The 17,521-nt window shown below is 35.1% G+C and carries 17 protein-coding genes; 6 read left to right on the top strand and 11 right to left on the bottom strand.

Going from position 1 to position 17,521, the window contains the following annotated elements; genetic code table 11:
• Positions 1–23: 23 nt before the first annotated feature.
• The 10 genes from fabG to ACY2RS_RS02960 all read right to left on the bottom strand — a co-directional run bounded on the left by fabG (position 24) and on the right by ACY2RS_RS02960 (position 11,762).
• Positions 24–770, bottom strand: coding sequence for a 3-oxoacyl-[acyl-carrier-protein] reductase (gene fabG / locus ACY2RS_RS03005; protein ID WP_490097129.1), 747 nt, complete (start codon positions 768–770; stop codon positions 24–26).
• A 144-nt stretch (positions 771–914) separates the two neighbouring features.
• Positions 915–3,887 (bottom strand): M16 family metallopeptidase, encoded by a 2,973-nt coding sequence (locus tag ACY2RS_RS03000; RefSeq protein ID WP_490097128.1) that lies wholly within the window; start codon positions 3,885–3,887, stop codon positions 915–917.
• Between the two features lie 171 nt (positions 3,888–4,058).
• Positions 4,059–4,931 carry a succinate--CoA ligase subunit alpha gene (gene sucD, locus ACY2RS_RS02995; protein ID WP_490097127.1) on the bottom strand — a complete coding sequence of 291 codons (873 nt, stop codon included), beginning with the start codon at positions 4,929–4,931 and terminating at the stop codon, positions 4,059–4,061.
• 135 nt (positions 4,932–5,066) lie between these two features.
• Positions 5,067–5,480 (bottom strand): nuclear transport factor 2 family protein, encoded by a 414-nt coding sequence (locus ACY2RS_RS02990; protein WP_490097126.1) that lies wholly within the window; start codon positions 5,478–5,480, stop codon positions 5,067–5,069.
• On the bottom strand, positions 5,480–6,415 hold the full coding sequence (locus tag ACY2RS_RS02985; RefSeq protein WP_490097125.1) for a UDP-3-O-(3-hydroxymyristoyl)glucosamine N-acyltransferase: 936 nt from the start codon (positions 6,413–6,415) through the stop codon (positions 5,480–5,482). The genes ACY2RS_RS02990 and ACY2RS_RS02985 overlap by 1 nt, the downstream gene beginning before the upstream one ends.
• Before the next feature lie 83 nt (positions 6,416–6,498).
• The gene (gene efp / locus ACY2RS_RS02980) at positions 6,499–7,065 is read right to left on the bottom strand and encodes an elongation factor P (RefSeq protein WP_490097124.1); all 567 of its coding nucleotides are present in this window, start codon (positions 7,063–7,065) and stop codon (positions 6,499–6,501) included.
• A 74-nt stretch (positions 7,066–7,139) separates the two neighbouring features.
• Complete coding sequence (gene lpxA / locus ACY2RS_RS02975) at positions 7,140–7,925, bottom strand: acyl-ACP--UDP-N-acetylglucosamine O-acyltransferase (protein WP_490097123.1); 786 nt, start codon at positions 7,923–7,925, stop codon at positions 7,140–7,142.
• A gap of 78 nt (positions 7,926–8,003) precedes the next feature.
• The gene (locus tag ACY2RS_RS02970; protein WP_490097122.1) at positions 8,004–9,410 is read right to left on the bottom strand and encodes a bifunctional UDP-3-O-[3-hydroxymyristoyl] N-acetylglucosamine deacetylase/3-hydroxyacyl-ACP dehydratase; all 1,407 of its coding nucleotides are present in this window, start codon (positions 9,408–9,410) and stop codon (positions 8,004–8,006) included.
• On the bottom strand, positions 9,403–10,428 hold the full coding sequence (gene lpxD, locus ACY2RS_RS02965; RefSeq protein ID WP_490097121.1) for a UDP-3-O-(3-hydroxymyristoyl)glucosamine N-acyltransferase: 1,026 nt from the start codon (positions 10,426–10,428) through the stop codon (positions 9,403–9,405). The genes ACY2RS_RS02970 and lpxD overlap by 8 nt, the downstream gene beginning before the upstream one ends.
• 107 nt (positions 10,429–10,535) lie before the next feature.
• On the bottom strand, positions 10,536–11,762 hold the full coding sequence (locus ACY2RS_RS02960) for an HD domain-containing protein (protein WP_490097498.1): 1,227 nt from the start codon (positions 11,760–11,762) through the stop codon (positions 10,536–10,538).
• 164 nt (positions 11,763–11,926) lie between these two features.
• On the opposite strand from ACY2RS_RS02960, the gene porX reads away from it, so the two are divergent.
• From porX to ACY2RS_RS02930, 6 genes are all read left to right on the top strand, one after another.
• On the top strand, positions 11,927–13,477 hold the full coding sequence (gene porX / locus ACY2RS_RS02955) for a T9SS response regulator signal transducer PorX (RefSeq protein ID WP_490097120.1): 1,551 nt from the start codon (positions 11,927–11,929) through the stop codon (positions 13,475–13,477).
• A gap of 90 nt (positions 13,478–13,567) precedes the next feature.
• Positions 13,568–13,987 (top strand): tRNA (adenosine(37)-N6)-threonylcarbamoyltransferase complex ATPase subunit type 1 TsaE, encoded by a 420-nt coding sequence (tsaE, locus tag ACY2RS_RS02950; RefSeq protein WP_490097119.1) that lies wholly within the window; start codon positions 13,568–13,570, stop codon positions 13,985–13,987.
• 193 nt (positions 13,988–14,180) lie between these two features.
• The gene (locus tag ACY2RS_RS02945) at positions 14,181–14,321 is read left to right on the top strand and encodes a hypothetical protein (protein WP_490097118.1); all 141 of its coding nucleotides are present in this window, start codon (positions 14,181–14,183) and stop codon (positions 14,319–14,321) included.
• Complete coding sequence (locus ACY2RS_RS02940; RefSeq protein WP_490097117.1) at positions 14,266–14,793, top strand: hypothetical protein; 528 nt, start codon at positions 14,266–14,268, stop codon at positions 14,791–14,793. The genes ACY2RS_RS02945 and ACY2RS_RS02940 overlap by 56 nt, the downstream gene beginning before the upstream one ends.
• Positions 14,794–14,937: 144 nt before the next feature.
• Positions 14,938–15,084 carry a hypothetical protein gene (locus ACY2RS_RS02935; protein WP_490097116.1) on the top strand — a complete coding sequence of 49 codons (147 nt, stop codon included), beginning with the start codon at positions 14,938–14,940 and terminating at the stop codon, positions 15,082–15,084.
• A gap of 226 nt (positions 15,085–15,310) precedes the next feature.
• Positions 15,311–15,541 (top strand): hypothetical protein, encoded by a 231-nt coding sequence (locus ACY2RS_RS02930; RefSeq protein WP_490097115.1) that lies wholly within the window; start codon positions 15,311–15,313, stop codon positions 15,539–15,541.
• A gap of 2 nt (positions 15,542–15,543) precedes the next feature.
• Here ACY2RS_RS02930 and ACY2RS_RS02925 read toward each other — a convergent pair whose 3' ends face one another.
• Positions 15,544–17,277, bottom strand: coding sequence for a helix-turn-helix domain-containing protein (locus ACY2RS_RS02925; protein ID WP_490097114.1), 1,734 nt, complete (start codon positions 17,275–17,277; stop codon positions 15,544–15,546).
• Positions 17,278–17,521 lie beyond the last annotated feature (244 nt).

Genomic DNA, 17,521 nt, shown 5'->3' with positions numbered 1-17,521 from the left:
TCTAATATTTCCGAACAGAACCATTAAGTAAGCATTCCGCCATCAACGTTGATGACTTGACCTGTTACATAACTCGACAAGTCGCTTGCTAAGAAAACACAAGCATTGGCAATATCTTCTGGAGAACCACCGCGCTTTAGTGGAATGGCATCGCGCCACATTTGTACGGTGTCTGCATCTAGTTTTCCAGTCATTTCTGTTTCTATAAAACCAGGCGCAATGACATTACTACGAATGTCTCTAGAGCCTAATTCCAATGCTACAGATTTAGAAAAACCGATGATACCCGCTTTTGAAGCTGCATAGTTGGTCTGTCCAGCATTTCCCTTCACTCCTACCACAGAACTCATGTTAATGATAGAGCCTTTGCGTTGTTTAAGCATGGTGCGTTGTACCGCTTTGGTCATGTTGAACACAGACTTCAAGTTTACTTCTACAACTTTATCAAAGTCATCTTCGCTCATACGCATCAACAAATTATCTTTGGTAATACCAGCGTTGTTGATTAGTATATCAATACTCCCAAAATCTTCTAGTACTTGCTTGGCAAGCTCTTGCGATTCTTCGTAACTAGCAGCATTGCTTTTATAGGCTTTTGCTTTCACACCAGTTTGTGATACTTCGGCAGCTAATGCCTCTGCAGCTTCTGCAGAAGAATTATACGTGAATGCTACATTGGCGCCATGTTGCGCGAATACTTCAACAATTCCTTTACCAATGCCTCGGCTTCCACCTGTAATAATAGCTGTCTTTCCTTCTAAAAGCTTCATATCTACTCGTTTTTGATCTTAAATAGTATTGATTTAAATAAAAGATAAATATAATAATAACAATACCCAAAGCGAAATAAAAAACCCCACAAATTATAAGAATTTATGGGGTCCATGCTTTGTATAAAAATAGCTGGCTGATCCTTACATTTTTACATCTTCTACTTTTCCATAATTAAACAAATAATCGATGTCCATTTCAGACACTTCACCTAACTGACCAAGCGCATCCATATCTACATCATTTTTGTTTCCAACAACCATCACATTGTACTTTTGTCCTTTGATATTATCATTAAAGAAATTTCTTAGGTCTTCCATTTTCATGTTTTTAATGGCATTGTACATAGCTTCTCTGTTGTCTTCGTTAATCCCTAGTCTTTGTAGTCTTTCATAACTCCAAAAAACATTAGACTTCGTGATACGTTGTGCCGCTAGCTTTTTAAGCGCCGCAGTTTTTGCTGCTTCAAACTGCTCCTCTGCTTCAGGCATGTTGTTCATAAGTGACATCATTGCCTCTACTGCCTCAGGCATTTTGTTAGCTTGTGTCCCAATATATGCCATTACATAATTTGAATCTTCTTTGTTACGTGCCGTACTGTAATTTGACCAAGCAGAATATGCTAAGGACTTAGATTCTCTAATTTCTTGGAATACAATTGAAGAAAGTCCAGAACCAAAATAGGTGTTAAACAAGGTTGAAACGGCCATGTTTTCTGGAGAAAAAGGAGCGCCTTTTGCCAAGAACATCATTTCACTTTGTACCATATCGTAATCCACAAAGTATACATTTCCTCCTGTTTCAAGCTCTGCATATTTGGCTGGCTGTGGGTATTCGTTTAAGTTCTCTTTAATTGTGTGATTCTTATTTAGTGCTGTAACTGCTGCATCTATATCTTTACCATAATAAAAAACACGTTGTTTGAAATCTTTAATTTCTTTTGTAATCGTAACCAATTCCATAGGATCCATCGCTTGCATTTCTGCAACAGTATAGATATTACGCAGTCTAGAATTCTCACCGTATTTTGCATAATTCAATAAGCCAGAGCGTAAAATACTCCCTTTACTGGTTTTGTTGTTTTGTCTAGCCTTAACAATAGATTCTACATACTTCGAGTAGGCTTCTGCATCTGGTGTTGCGTTATTCCATAGATGTTCAAGTAATTCTAACCCTTTGGCAAAGTTTTCTTTAAGTCCGCTCATACCCACATAAGTCTGATCTCCTCCAGCACTCACATAATAATTGATTCCTAATTTGTAGAACTCTTTTTTCAATTCCTCATTAGAATAAGTATCGGTACCTAAGTACTCTAAATATCCTACAGCAAGACCTAATTTTTTATTGTGGTCTCTACCCATATCAAAAATGATATTCATATCAAATAAATCGTTTGCTTCGTTTTCTATATAGGAAACTTCCAACCCGCTATCTGTTGCTGTCTTCTTAATTTCTGCGTCATAATCCACAAATTTTGGCGCAAGAGGCTTAGATTCTAATGTATTGAAGGCTGTGATATACTCTGAAGCCTTATCACGATTTAAGTTTACAGGGGTAATGCCCGGATTAGATACTTTTACAATACTCTTGTCCTCCCCTTTTCTTTTGTAGGTTACTACATAGTTGTCTTTGTAAAAGCTATTTGCGAAAGCTACAACATCTTCTTTTGTTATCTTTTTTAGTCCGTCTAGATATGCTACTTTATCTTTCCAATCTACTCTGTGAATAAAGGCATCATAGTATGCAGAAGCAACAGCTGTACTGTATTCGTATTGCTGTAACTGTGATTTTTTCATGTCGTTGATTACTGCATCTAGCATCCAATCGTCAAAAGCACCTTGTTTTAATAATTCTATCTGATCTAAAATCAAAGTTTTTACCTCGTCAAGCGATTGTCCCTCTTTTGGAGTGCCTGTAAAAGAATGGTATCCATAATCGTTTAGAAATGTAGTAGTACAGCCTGCACGTTGTACCAACTGTTTCTGGTTTAAATTTAAATCAATAAGTCCGGCATTTCCATTGGCAAGAATCATATCGCACATCTGTACTAGCTTTTCTTCTTTTGTGTTAACCGCGTTGGTTCTATAAGCGATGGAGATACTTTCGGCAGTTGGGCCAAATACTTCGTTGCTTACAATTCCTGTTAACGGAGCTTCCTTAGGTAATTCTGGATGCACTACCTCTTTGCGCTTCAAATTTCCGAAGGTATTCGCCACTTTTTGAATCGTTTCGTCAAACTCAAAGTCACCTACCAATACCATTGCCATGTTGTTAGGCACATAGTACTTGTCGAAATAATTATTGATGTCGATTAATGAAGGCGCCTTTAGGTGCGCCGCAGTTCCAATAGTTTTTTGTTGACCGTACGGGTGATTAGGAAATAATCCTTCCAACATAGCAGCGTAGCGTTTTCTGAAATCGTTGTCTTGTCCTCTGTTGAACTCTTCGAAAACAGCTTCTAATTCTGTATGAAATAAACGCAATACTAATTCACTAAAACGTTCTTCTTCTAGGGATAACCATTTATCTAATTCGTTTGCTGGAATTTTGTTTTTATAAATGGTCTCTTCGAACCAAGTATGTGCGTTGGTTCCCGTCGCCCCTAATGAGGTCATCATTTTGTCGTATTCATTGGCAACAGAATAGTTGGAAGCCTCTAGAGACACTTCATCAATTTTACGATACAAAGCCAAACGCTTGTCTGGATCTTGCTCTGCTCTATGCTCTTCATATAGCGTCGCAATTTGATCTAGATACTCTTTTTCTTTTTCCCAATCGATGGTTCCAATTTTTGAAGTACCCTTAAAGACCATGTGCTCTAAATAATGTGCAAGTCCAGTAGATTCTTTAGGATCATAGTTAGACCCCGCTCTCACTGCGATGTAGGTTTGGATTTTTGGCTCGTCTGTATTCTGACTCAAATATACTTTAAGTCCGTTATCTAGGGTATACAAACGCAAACCAGTAGGATCGTTATCTACCGTTTCGTAGCTATAGCCATTCGCATCTGTTACTTCATTTACAGCAAAACCAGTCTTCGCGATATCTGAGTTATTTTTACATGCAACAAAGCAAGCAATACAGCTTATAAATAGGAAAAATTTTACGTGTTTCATTTTTTGATTGATTAATTATAGTTCTTTGCTTTAAAAGTACATATCTAACGTAAACTAGTTGGTTCTATTATTTAAATTTTAACAAATGAAGTACATAGTAAAAAAAGTATGCTGCAAAAAAAAGAGGTGCAATTGTATTGCACCTCTTTAGTATATTTAGTTTGGTATTAATTAACCTAATACTTCAGCAACTTTTTTTCCAATTTCAGCTGGAGAATCTACAACGTGAATTCCACAAGCTCTCATGATTTTCTTTTTTGCTTGTGCAGTATCATCACTACCTCCAACAATAGCACCTGCGTGCCCCATTGTTCTTCCTGCTGGAGCCGTTTCACCAGCGATAAATCCAACAACTGGCTTTTTACTTCCACTAGCTTTGTACCAGTTAGCAGCATCTGCTTCTAGTTGTCCTCCAATTTCACCAATCATTACCACGGCTTCTGTATCTGGATCGTTGATTAGTAATTCTACAGCTTCTTTGGTAGTAGTTCCAATAATTGGATCTCCACCAATACCAATAGCTGTGGTAATACCAAGACCTTGTTTTACAACCTGATCTGCAGCTTCATAGGTAAGTGTTCCAGATTTAGAGACAATACCTACATTCCCTTTTTTGAATACAAATCCTGGCATGATACCCACTTTTGCTTCTCCTGGCGTAATAACCCCTGGACAGTTTGGTCCGATAAGTCTGCAATCTCTATCATTGATATAGTTTGCAGCTTTAATCATATCCCCTACAGGAATACCTTCAGTTATTGTAATGATTACTTTTATTCCGGCATCGGCCGCTTCCATGATAGCGTCTGCAGCAAATGCAGGTGGTACAAAGATGATGGTTGTATCTGCTCCCACCTTTTCTACAGCTTCTGCAACTGTATTAAAAACAGGTCTTTCAAGATGCGTTTGTCCTCCTTTTCCTGGAGTAACACCACCTACTACATTGGTACCGTATTCAATCATTTGACCAGCGTGAAATGTTCCTTCACTTCCTGTAAATCCTTGAACAATAATTTTTGAATCTTTATTTACTAAAACACTCATGAATCTATTTTGTCTATGTTAATCTTTTAAAATGTGTTATTGCAAGCTATTTTTGGGCATCTAAAATTTCAGAATAACCCATAAAATAATTACGCTGCAAAGGTACTATTTTTGTTTTGGGAACTACAATAAAGTTTACACTTTTACTTTGTCGTACGTACCATTAGAATCATCCATGCTCATTACTGGCTGACTCACCTGATGGCCGCGGTAAAGTTTACCGTCTTTCACTTGCCAAATAGCTATAAAATGTGCAATACCGAGCTCTTCGTCTGGATTTTCTATCGTCCTGATATAATATTTATACCTAATTGTAACGTAATCATCATCTTCTAAAACATGACTTACTTCGATTCGCAGTTCTTGATAGGTTCTGCTAATTTCTTTGAAGGTATCTATAATAGCATTGTAGTCCATGATGGTAAGTCCATCTGTACTATTCCAGACAAGTTCTACTTCATCATGTAGAAACTTTTTAATTGCCTCAGTATCTCTTACAAAATCTGCATTGTAAAAGCTTTTAACAATATGCTTTGCACTTTTATTCATTATAGGTTGTCTAATTTTTCAATAATATCTGGTATAAGCCTTATGGCTGCCAGTTCTTTGTATTTTTTTCTGAATTCGTCTGCAGGTGTCCCAAAATAAGATTTGTGCCCTTCTAGGGATTTACTCACACCACTTTGCGCCGAAATTACAGCTTTTTCACCAATTGTGACGCCACTTGTAATACCAACTTGCCCCCAAATAGTTACAAAGTCTTCTATAAGAACACATCCAGCTATTCCTACTTGTGAGGCTATTAAGCAACGTTTTCCGATCACTGTGTCGTGTCCTACGTGTACTTGATTGTCTATTTTGGTTCCTTCACCAATGGTGGTAGATGCGGTTACTCCTTTATCTATGGTACACAGCGCACCTAAATCTACATTGTCTTCTATAACAACATTACCGCCACTTATGAGTTTATCGAATTTCTCGGGTCTGTTTTTGTAATAAAAAGCATCTCCACCTAAAACAGTTCCAGCATGAATGGTAACACCATTACCTATGACAGTATTGTCGTAAATAGCCACATTGCTATGGATCAAACAATCATCACCAATGATGACATTATTTCCAATAAACACATTGGGTTGAATGACTGTATTCTTACCTATTTTGGTATCTATAGCAATAGCTGCTCTTGCGTGTTGAAATGGATTGAAATGATTTGTTAATTTATTAAAATCATTAAACGGCTCATCGCTTATCAATAATGCTTTGCCAGGTGGGCACTCTACTTTCTTGTTTATGAGCACAATGGTTGCTGCAGATGCCAATGCTTTATCATAGTACTTAGGATGATCTACAAATACAATATCGCCAGGTTGTACCACATGAATTTCGTTCATTCCCAAAACAGGAAAATGAGCATCGCCAACAAAATCGCAATCTAATAAAGTTGCAATATTTTGAAGTGTTTGTGGCGTTGAAAATTTCATGTCCTGTGTTTTGGGCTACCAAATATAAAAAATCCCAACGTATTGTGACATAGGTTGGGATGGAATTTATGATAGTAAAAAAATTACTCCTTAATACGTTCTTTATACGTACCCTTTTCGGTCTCTACTTTTATTTTGTCTCCTTCGTTAATAAACAGAGGTACATTTACCGTTGCTCCTGTCTCTACTGTTGCTGGTTTTGTAGCATTGGTGGCTGTATTTCCTTTTACACCAGGTTCTGTAGCAGTTACTTCAAGAATCACACTTGCTGGTAGGTCTACCGACAATGGTGCATTGTCTTCTGTATTGATAATCACAGTCACCACTTCTCCTTCTTTCATTAACTCTGGTTTATCTAGAGCTGCTTCAGTTAATTGAATTTGAGAATAGTCTTCTTGGTTCATGAAGTGGTAGAAATCCCCGTCATTGTACAAGAATTGAAATTTATGAGTTTCTACACGAACGTCTTCTAATTTATGACCTGCAGAAAAGGTATTATCTACTACTTTACCGTTGGTCACACTTTTAAGCTTGGTTCTTACAAAGGCAGGTCCTTTACCTGGCTTTACGTGTAAAAATTCTACTACTTTATAAATGTCATGATTATACTTGATACATAATCCGTTTCTAATATCTGATGTTGTTGCCATAAGCTAGTGTTGAATGTTGAGTTTTAAGTGTTGAGTTTTATTTTCTCCACACTATTATTATTTAATATTTCAGATTAATTATTGCTGAAATATCCTTTCATGATACCTCGTTTCGCGTTTTTGATAAATTGCAATATCTCATCACGCTCTGGAGTGGCTTCCATTTCTGCTTCTATAATCGATGCCGCTTGAGATGTGTTATAGTTTTTCTGATACAAGAGTCTATAAATCCCTTGAATTTCTCTAATTTTTTCTGAGTCAAAACCTCTTCTTCTTAGTCCGATAGAGTTGATACCTACATAAGATAAAGGCTCTCTTGCTGCTTTTACGTATGGTGGTACATCTTTACGAACCAAAGATCCCCCAGTTACAAAGGCATGATTACCAATCATACAAAATTGATGCACGGCAGTCATACCTGCTAATATTACATAATCTCCTACGGTACAATGTCCCGCAAGGGTACTGTTATTAGAGAAGATACAATTATCGCCTACGATACAATCGTGTGCAATGTGGCAATAGGCCATAATCAAACAATTATTACCAATAACTGTTTTTCCTCTATCTACGGTACCTCTGTTTACTGTTACGTACTCACGAATGGTTACATTATTTCCAATTTCTACGGTAGTTTCTTCATCCTGAAATTTTAAATCTTGAGGAATGGCAGAAATTACGGCACCAGGAAAAATATTACAATTTTTACCAATACGAGCCCCTTCCATGATAGTGACATTAGAACCAATCCAGGTTCCTTCTCCAATCACAACATTGTTATGAATGGTTGTAAATGGCTCAATAACTACATTTTTGGCGATTTTAGCACCGGGATGTACGTAAGCAAGTGGTTGGTTCATTTGTTTTCTATATTAGTTGTCTTTCAAAAATGTAGTGCTATTATCTAACTTGGATGCTATTCAAGCAATACAGTTCATCTAGATGTTTTTTGTTTTAACAATCTGTGCCATTAATTCGGCTTCGGTCACCAATTTATCATTGGCGTAGGCATTTCCTTTCATATGAACAATACCACGACGTATAGGTGTAATAAGCTCTAATTTAAATACTAAGGTATCACCAGGATTTACCTGTCTCTTAAACTTAGCATTGTTTATTTTCATGAAGAATGTCAAATAATTTTCTGGATCTGGTACTGTGCTCAATGCCAAAATACCACCCGTTTGTGCCATTGCTTCAACAATAAGAACCCCAGGCATTACGGGAGCACCCGGAAAGTGACCCACAAAGTAAGGCTCATTCATGGTGACATTTTTAAGTCCAATAACGTGTGTGCTACTTAACTCCATGATCTTATCAACCAACAAAAAAGGTGGTCTGTGCGGCAACATTTCCATAATCGCATTTACGTCTTTTACGGGCGTTGCAGTGATATTAAATTTTGGAATATTATTACGTTTTTCGTTTTTAATAATTTTTGAAAGCTTTTTAGCAAACTGAGTATTTACAAAATGCCCAGGTTTGTTAGCAATTACTTTACCACGAATACGTGTTCCTATCAAAGCCAAGTCGCCAATTACGTCTAATAACTTATGACGTGCAGCTTCGTTTGGATGGTGTAATGTTAGGTTGTCTAAAATTCCATTTGGTTTTACTGAAATATTATCTTTCCCAAAGGCGTGGCGTAATTTCCCCATGGTTTTTTCAGAAAGCTCTTTGTCTACATAGACAATGGCATTGTTTAAATCACCCCCTTTAATAAGGCCGTGATCTAATAACATTTCTATTTCATGTAAAAAACTAAAGGTTCTGGAGTCGGATATTTCAGTTTTAAAATCTGAAATATGCTTGATCGAAGCATTTTGAGTTCCTAATACTTTGGTGCCAAAATCGACCATGGTAGTCACTTGATACGTATCTGCTGGGATGATGGTAATTTCACTACCCGTTTCTTCATCTAGGTAATTAATTACTTCGGTCACCACATATTCTTCACGAGCAGCATCCTGTGCAACAATCCCCGCTTTTTCTATGGCTTCTACAAAAAACTTAGATGATCCATCCATAATAGGAGGTTCTGAGGCATCGAGTTCTAAAATACAGTTATCAACTTCAAGTCCGACTAAAGCAGCTAGCACATGCTCTGAAGTTTGTATGGTAACCCCATTATGTTCTAGATTGGTACCACGTTGTGTATTGGTAACAAAATTAGCATCTGCTTTGATGGTAGGTGTTCCCTCCATATCGACACGCTTAAACACATAGCCTGTGTTTTCAGGAGCAGGTTTAAACGTCAGGGTTACATCTTTACCAGTATGAAGACCAACACCAGTAAGGGTTACTTCTTCTTTAAGGGTGCATTGTTTCACAAGGCAATCACTCATTGTTTACTTTTTTTTCTAGGGCATCAAAGCGATTCATTATTTTAGGTAAATTTCTAAAATGAACATAGCTTTTACTAAAATCTCCATAATTAAAAGATGGAGAGCCCTGTATGGTTTCGTTGTCTTTTATGTTTCTACCTACACCGCTTTGCGCTTGTATACGTACATTATTTCCTATCGTTAAATGACCTGCAAAACCAACTTGGCCGCCAATCAAACAATATTTTCCAATTTTTGTAGAACCTGCAATTCCTGTCTGTGCAGCAATAACAGTATTCTCACCAATTTCTACATTATGAGCAATTTGTATTTGGTTATCTAGTTTCACTCCTTTTCGGATGATGGTAGATCCTAATGTTGCTCTATCTATGGTTGTTCCCGCACCAATGTCTACATTATCTTCAATAACAACATTTCCAGTTTGGGGTACTTTTACAAATTCTCCTTTTTCGTTTGGTGAGAAACCAAATCCGTCTGCCCCTAAAATGACACCACTGTTAATGACACAGTTTTGACCTACTTCAGTTTCAGAATACAATTTTGATCCTGCGAATAAGACGCAATTATCTCCAATTGTTACATTATCTCCTATATATACATTGGGATAAATTTTTACATTATCTCCAATAATAACATTTTCACCAACATATGTAAATGCTCCAATGTAGATGTTCTCGCCTATCGAAGCACTTTTGGAAAGAAAAACGGGTTCTTCTATGCCCGTTTTATTCATTTTTACCTGATTGTAATATTCCAACAATTTAGAAAAAGATTCATAGGCATTGTCAACACGTATCAATGTGGTTTCGATTTCCTGTTCTACTACAAACGTTTTATCAACAATGGTAATAGAAGCTTGCGTGGTATATATAAAGGGAGTGTATTTAGGATTTGCCAAAAAGGTTAAACTTCCTGGTTGCCCTTCTTCAATTTTTGCAAGTTTAGAGACTTCTACAGTAGCATCGCCATCTACTTCACCTTCTAGAATACCTGCTATTTGGCTTGCTGTAAATTTCATGAAATAAAAGGGGTTTCTAACAGGTGCATATTCTTAGAAGGAATAGCATTTGCTTCATAGATTGATTGGTCGTTGTTCATGATTACAAAAATAGAAAAAAAGTACAATTAATCTGTCTTAGGATAACAGAGATAGTATTTGGTGACTTTTTTTGAAAGTGCTTCCAAATTTAATTGATCACTAGCCCTTGCTACATCTACAATAGCCCCATTTTTCATTAGTAAATTAATAGTGTCCTTTTCCATACTATAGGCCTGATTTGAAATGGTATCACTAAAAACAAAATAGGATGCTTCCTCTTGACTGAGTTTATATTGCGACATGACATCCTTAATTTTTTCTGAAATTTTCTGAGCCGAAACTGGGGTTTGGTGCATCTTTATTTTCAACAAATCTCTATTAAGCAGCATGTTAGATAAGGTTCTAAGTACAAAGTCATCATGGTATTGCCATGATTTCATGGCGCCAACAATATCGTAGTCATCCAACTTTGCAAATTGAGCCAAGACAGCAGTGTCAAAATCTTTGGTTTCAATAGTATTTGTTAAAAAATAGTATAATGCATTACTTGCAGGGAGTGCCTCCCCATTGTGTGTCAACACCTTGGCACGTTTTAACAAACGCATCAACAATTGTTCTGCCACAAGTCCAGTTTTGTGAAGGTATACTTGCCAATACATTAATCTACGCGCTACAATAAATTTTTCTACAGAGTAAATACCTTTTTCTTCTACAACTAGTTTGTCATCTTTCACGTTAAGCATCGCAATAAGACGTTCGCTATTTACAGAACCTTCACTTACGCCTGTATAAAAACTATCGCGTCTTAGATAGTCTAAGCGATCCATGTCTAACTGACTAGAAATTAACTGATGCAAAAATTTTCTATTGTATTCGTTGTTGAAAATTGTGATGGCTAGTGTTAATCTATCGTTAAATGTTGTGTTTAGTTCCTTCATGAAAAGGAGCGAAATCTCTTCATGAGCTATGTTTTCTACAATGCTATGTTCCATGGCATGGGAGAAAGGACCATGTCCAATATCATGTAATAAAATAGCAATAAGCAATGCTTCTTTTTCTTCTTCGGAAATGTTAACACCTTTAAAACGTAGCACTTGTACCGCTTTTTGCATCAAAAACATGGCACCAAGCGCATGATGAAAACGTGTATGATGTGCTCCAGGATACACAAGGTAAGACATCCCCATTTGTGTAATTCTTCGAAGGCGTTGAAAATACGGATGCTCAATTAAATCAAAAATTAGCGTACTAGGTATGGTAATAAAACCATAGATTGGATCGTTAACTATTTTAAGCTTGTTACTCTTATTCAAGGGTTTCAAATTGAAGTGTTGAAGTTTATGCTTGTATTAAGATTCAAAACTAAGCAATCATTATCTAAAGCAGTAGTATCTTCTCATATTTCAGAAGAAAATAACATTTCAGAAACATACAGTATCAACAATTAAAGCTACGTTTGTAGCAAACCATATAGCACATGAGCGACATAAAAGTACTTTGGGTAGACGACGAAATAGATTTATTGAAACCACACATTATGTTCTTAGAAAAAAAGAACTATCAGGTAACAAAAGCCCAAAGCGGTACTGAAGCGCTTGAAGAGATAAGAAATACTGTATTCGATATTGTTTTCTTGGATGAAAACATGCCAGGGCTTACAGGACTTGAAACCCTTGCCGAAATTAAAGAAATAAATGCCTCGCTTCCTGTGGTTATGATTACCAAAAGTGAAGAAGAGTATATTATGGAAGAAGCCATTGGCTCTAAGATTGCAGATTATTTAATAAAGCCTGTAAATCCGAATCAGATTCTCCTTAGCTTAAAAAAGAATTTAGATCATTCTAGATTGGTTTCAGAAAAAACCACTTCAAATTACCAACAAGAGTTTCGTAAGATTGCTATGGACTTATCCATGGTCAATAGTTTTGAAGAATGGGCAGACATGTACCAAAAGTTGGTGTATTGGGAACTAGAACTAGAAGGCATTGAAGACACGGGAATGTTCGAGATTTTAGAATCCCAAAAAACAGAAGCAAACAACCAATTTTGTCGTTTTATAGACAAAAACTACCCTAAGTGCTTTGACGGAAGCATCGACGCCCCAACAATGTCTTATACCTTATTTAGAGATAAAGTAGCACCAGAGCTAAAAAAAGGAACACCAACGCTATTAGTAGTCGTAGACAATTTACGATATGATCAATGGAAAGCCTTTGAACCTTTTGTAGCCAATAGTTACAAGAAGAACAAAGAAGAAATGTACTATGGTATTTTACCCACGGCAACACAGTATGCGCGTAATGCTATTTTTAGTGGTTTAATGCCAAGTGATATGGAGAAATTACATCCAGACCTCTGGTTAAATGACACAGATGAAGGCGGAAAAAACATGTATGAAGACAAATTTTTAGCGGCACAGTTAAAACGTCTTGGATTGAACTTAGACTGGAGTTATCACAAAATATCAAGTTTGAAGCAAGGAAAAAAACTTGCTGAGAACTTCAAGAGTCATAAAAATGAAGATTTAACGGTACTTGTTTACAATTTTGTGGATATCCTCTCCCATTCCAAAACTGAAATGGAAGTAATTAAAGAGTTGGCATCTACAGACAAATCTTACAGATCTTTAACCCAGAGTTGGTTTAAGAACTCTCCTTTAATGGATATTATACAACAAGCAGCACAGCTAGGGTTTAAATTAATGATTACTACCGATCATGGTACTATTAACGTGAAGAACCCAAGTAAAGTAATTGGAGACAAGAATACTAGCTTAAATCTAAGATACAAAACAGGTAAAAGTCTTACCTACGAAAACAAAGATGTTTTGGCAGCAAAAAACCCTGCTACAGTGCACCTACCTAAAATAAATATGAGCAGCTCTTTTATCTTTGCTAAGGGAGATTTATTCTTTGCATATCCAAATAATTACAACCATTATGTAAGCTATTATAGAAATACCTACCAACATGGTGGTGTGTCTTTAGAAGAAATGGTGATACCTTTTGTAACATTGTCTCCAAAGTAAGATTTAAGGTAGGAATATTCCTAATATGTGTTTTTTATCGAGGAAAAGATACTGAAAATCATAAAAAATGATATATTTGTTATCCCAAATATGAAAATAACCTATTCACTCTCAGAGATTCCCGCAGTCGCTTCCAAGCTTATGGAACAGCTTGACCATAAGACAGTTTTGTTTTATGGAGATATGGGAGTAGGCAAAACAACACTCATCAAACAAATGGCAAAAGAACTTGGTGTTTCTGAAACACTGAGTAGTCCAACATTCTCGATAGTTAACGAGTATGAAGCTAAAGACGCCCTATTGTACCATTTTGATTGTTATAGGCTAACCAGTGAAGAGGAAGCATTTGATATTGGGATTGAAGATTATTTAGATGCCGGACACTATACGTTTATAGAGTGGCCAGATAAAATTAAAAATTTATTACCGACAGATAGTAACAAAATTGAACTAATAGCAAATGCCAATGGAACAAGAACAGCAACCCTAAACCTTTTATTGAACAACTAAGAAAACATACATAGAACAGCCTATTTTCAAGTAAATTTCTTAATTTTTTGAATAATTCTTAGCAAACAAAATGTTAAGATTAAAATAACTTGGAAAGATACGGCGAACATAATTTAGCAACATGCGTTTTTTCGTGATAGATTTGTGGTAATAACCTCACAAATTTTTATTAAACCTCACTAAAAACAAACGTATGAAAACCCTAAAGAATTTATGTATCGTAGCAGTAGTATCAGTAGGATTATTTGCAACTTCTTGCACTCCTGAGAACCTAGACAATGACCAAACAGAACAACAAGTCGATAAAAAACTCAAACCACTCCAAAACGGATAATAAAGGTTTATTTGTAGGGGGGCTTTTAGTTTTTCTTATTTCCATTACCCCTTTTTTATTTTATTCCTATGAAAGTTTTCCAGATAGTGATGTTTGGGAAACTTCTTTTTTTAATATAAAGACCAGTTTTCCAAATTGGTATGCCTTTGCTTGGTACTTTACCGGTAAAGCAATTCCATTATACTTATTGTTAATATGGTTTTTTACTTGCAAGCATTGGTGGCATTGGATTCTCTTAGTACCTATTGCTATGTACTCATTCCAATTATGGGGAGTAATTAATGAAAGTAACAATCTTGATTCATTAGAATTAATTTACATAATTCCTTTAATGATGATAGTAGTACCCTTTGTTTATTTAATTAGAGCAAAACTTTTTAATAAGATTCGTGGAAATGATCTAGAAGCCTTTGAAAAAGAGCTTAGTGAAAATAGAACCTTTTTAAATCAATTAAAAGATTTATTTAGATAAAAAATAGGACAATCTATTAATCACCATAATATTAAAAAAACCTATAAAAATACAGCAATCTTAATTAACATACTTGATTAATTTAAGCATTAATTTGTAGTGTAAATCTTACAAAACAAAATTAATAAACAAAAATCCTCAAGTATGAAAACTTTAAAAAATGCATGTATCGTAGCAATCTTTGGAACTCTTTTATTCACCACTTCTTGTACCCCAGAGAACCTAGACAATGACCAAACAGAACAGCAAATTGACAAACAAAAAAACATCAAACCACCTACTAACGGGTAGTATTATTGCGGCGATATTAATTGTATCACCCTATTTATTATACGTTTATAAAAGTTTCCCTGTTACTCAAACATGGGAAACTTTTTTAGGTACATACAACAGTCAAAATTGGGGCTCTATACAAAGTTCAGTTTGGATTTTATTTGGTAAGGTAGTGCCTTTATTGTTTTTAGTATTATGGTTTTTTACTTGTAAACATTGGTGGTACCACGCCCTCATTGTTCCAATGGTTACATATATTTTTCAAATATTCTCCTTTTTCAATGATGATATAAGATTTTTGGATGAGATTGAAATTTGGTGGGTCTTCCCTATTATGCTAATCATAGCACCTTTGGTATATCTCACCCGTGCAAAATTGTTTAACAAAATGCGAGGTGATGACATGGTGGCCTTTGAAGCTGATTTAAGTCGCAAACGCTCTATTTGGGAACAAATAAAAGAGTTGTTTCGATAAAACTAACTTACCTCCTTTTCTAACTGCTTAATATAAAAGGAAGGATACAAACCGGTATGCTTATAGAAGGCTTTGGAAAAAGATGTGGCATTTTTATAACCACACTCGGCAGCAATGGCCTTGATAGAATACTTTCGAAACTTTGTATTTAATTTCAGTTCTTTTAGCGCATAATCGATTCGCAGTTCGTTAATATATTGCGAAAAATTCTTTTCACGCTTTAAATTAATGACTCGCGACAAATAATTGGGGTTGGTTTGCAATTGCTTAGCTAAGGTATTTAAAGACAGTTTAGGATACAGGTACTTTTTATTTTGCTCAAATAACTCTAAGCGCTCTAAAATTGTGGCAACTACTTCTTGAGAAACATTAAACGTTTCTTTATTTGAGTTTAACTTGATAACTCCTTCGTTATTTTCAAAACTAGCAACCAATTTTATGTAGCGTTGTTTGTATACTTTTTGCTTAACAAAATAAAATACGGAAATACATAATAAAAGAAAAGCTATTATAACAATAACAAATGTTTTATTCCTAGCTTGATTTGCTTCATATCGGAGTTTTTGCTCTAACAATTTCTTTTCTTCTTGAAAATTTGGTTTCTCTATATTCACCCTGAAAAAATGATCAAAATGCATCGAATTTTGTCTAATGATGCTATCATTACTAATAATTATATTTAAATATTCAATTTGTTCTAGATATTTTTTTTCCTTTTTTGATTTATTATATAATTCAACAAATAAACTTTGTCTGTATGGAAGAAATTCAATTTTTTTATTCACATAAAAATTAAATGCATCTTCCAAACCTTTTCTATATTCACTTAATAAACCAATTTTTTTATTAGAGAGAGCTTTAAAATAAAGAGCATCAAAGTAGGCCCCATCTTTTAATTTATCTTTATGAAAAATTATAGAGTCGCAATATTTTTTTGCAGTTGAAAAATCTTCTTGATAATAGTTAATTTCAATAAGACATTGTTTTATAGTTAGAGATAGTTTAAGTTTTGAATCCCCAAAATATTTCTTTTCATATTTTATAGCTTTTTCTAAATGGAATTTTGCTTTTTCTATATTTCCTGAATTGACATAAATGATAATCAAATTAATTTGAGAGTCAATTCTTTCAAATAATAGAAACTCATCAATTTTACTAACAGCTTTTTTTCTTGTTGTCTTCAACAAAAGATTTTTGTAATCCTTTGAATTAATTATTGAATCTGCCTCTTTTTGTAAATCTATGCTGTTATCAACATTTCCCCAATAAGAATGGCTTAGAGCTAAAAATGATAGAGAAAAAAGCTCATGAGAAATATTTTTATTTTTTTTAGAGATTTCAATTGCTTTTTCAAAAAATAAGTTTGATTTTTTTATATCATTTAAGTTGGAGTATTCAACCCCCAAACATAAATACCCAATCCCAGGATACGTAACATGCTCCAAATCCTTTGTCAATGCAATAAGACTATCTGCATATTTAATATTTGTTCTCGGGCTAAAAGATTGCGCCAATCGATCATAGCCTCGAGCCATCATAATGGTATCCTTACGCTCTCGACCTCGATCTAAATAAACTCGTGCAACCCTCTCGGCTTTTAAAGAATCATATTCTACTTTAGAGAAATATTCCAACAACTCCTCATCCCCCAAAGTCTGTAAATCAACATCGGTGTATTCTTGTGCGTGCAGTAGGATGCTAAGTAAAAGACAGCTTAAAAAAAGAAATGATTTCATAAGGAGAGATGGTTTAGGTTAAATGTAGAAAAAAATGCAATGACTACTTCTTCTAAGTCATAAGAATCCCTTGTTTTTAAGTTGCACAAAACAACACACTGAATTACAATATTTTAAACAAGAAACAACAACTCTCAATTCATGAATATACACTGCTTTTTCAAGAATACTGACCGTTATGACTTGCAAACAGCGGAAATTACCAACATATTTGAACCAGCAAATCATCTCATTACTAACATGC

It is taken from the genome of Patiriisocius sp. 208BN25-11, assembly GCF_058147145.1.
The sequence above is the reverse complement of the archived record's forward strand: the minus strand, read 5'-3'. Positions and strand labels throughout refer to the sequence as shown.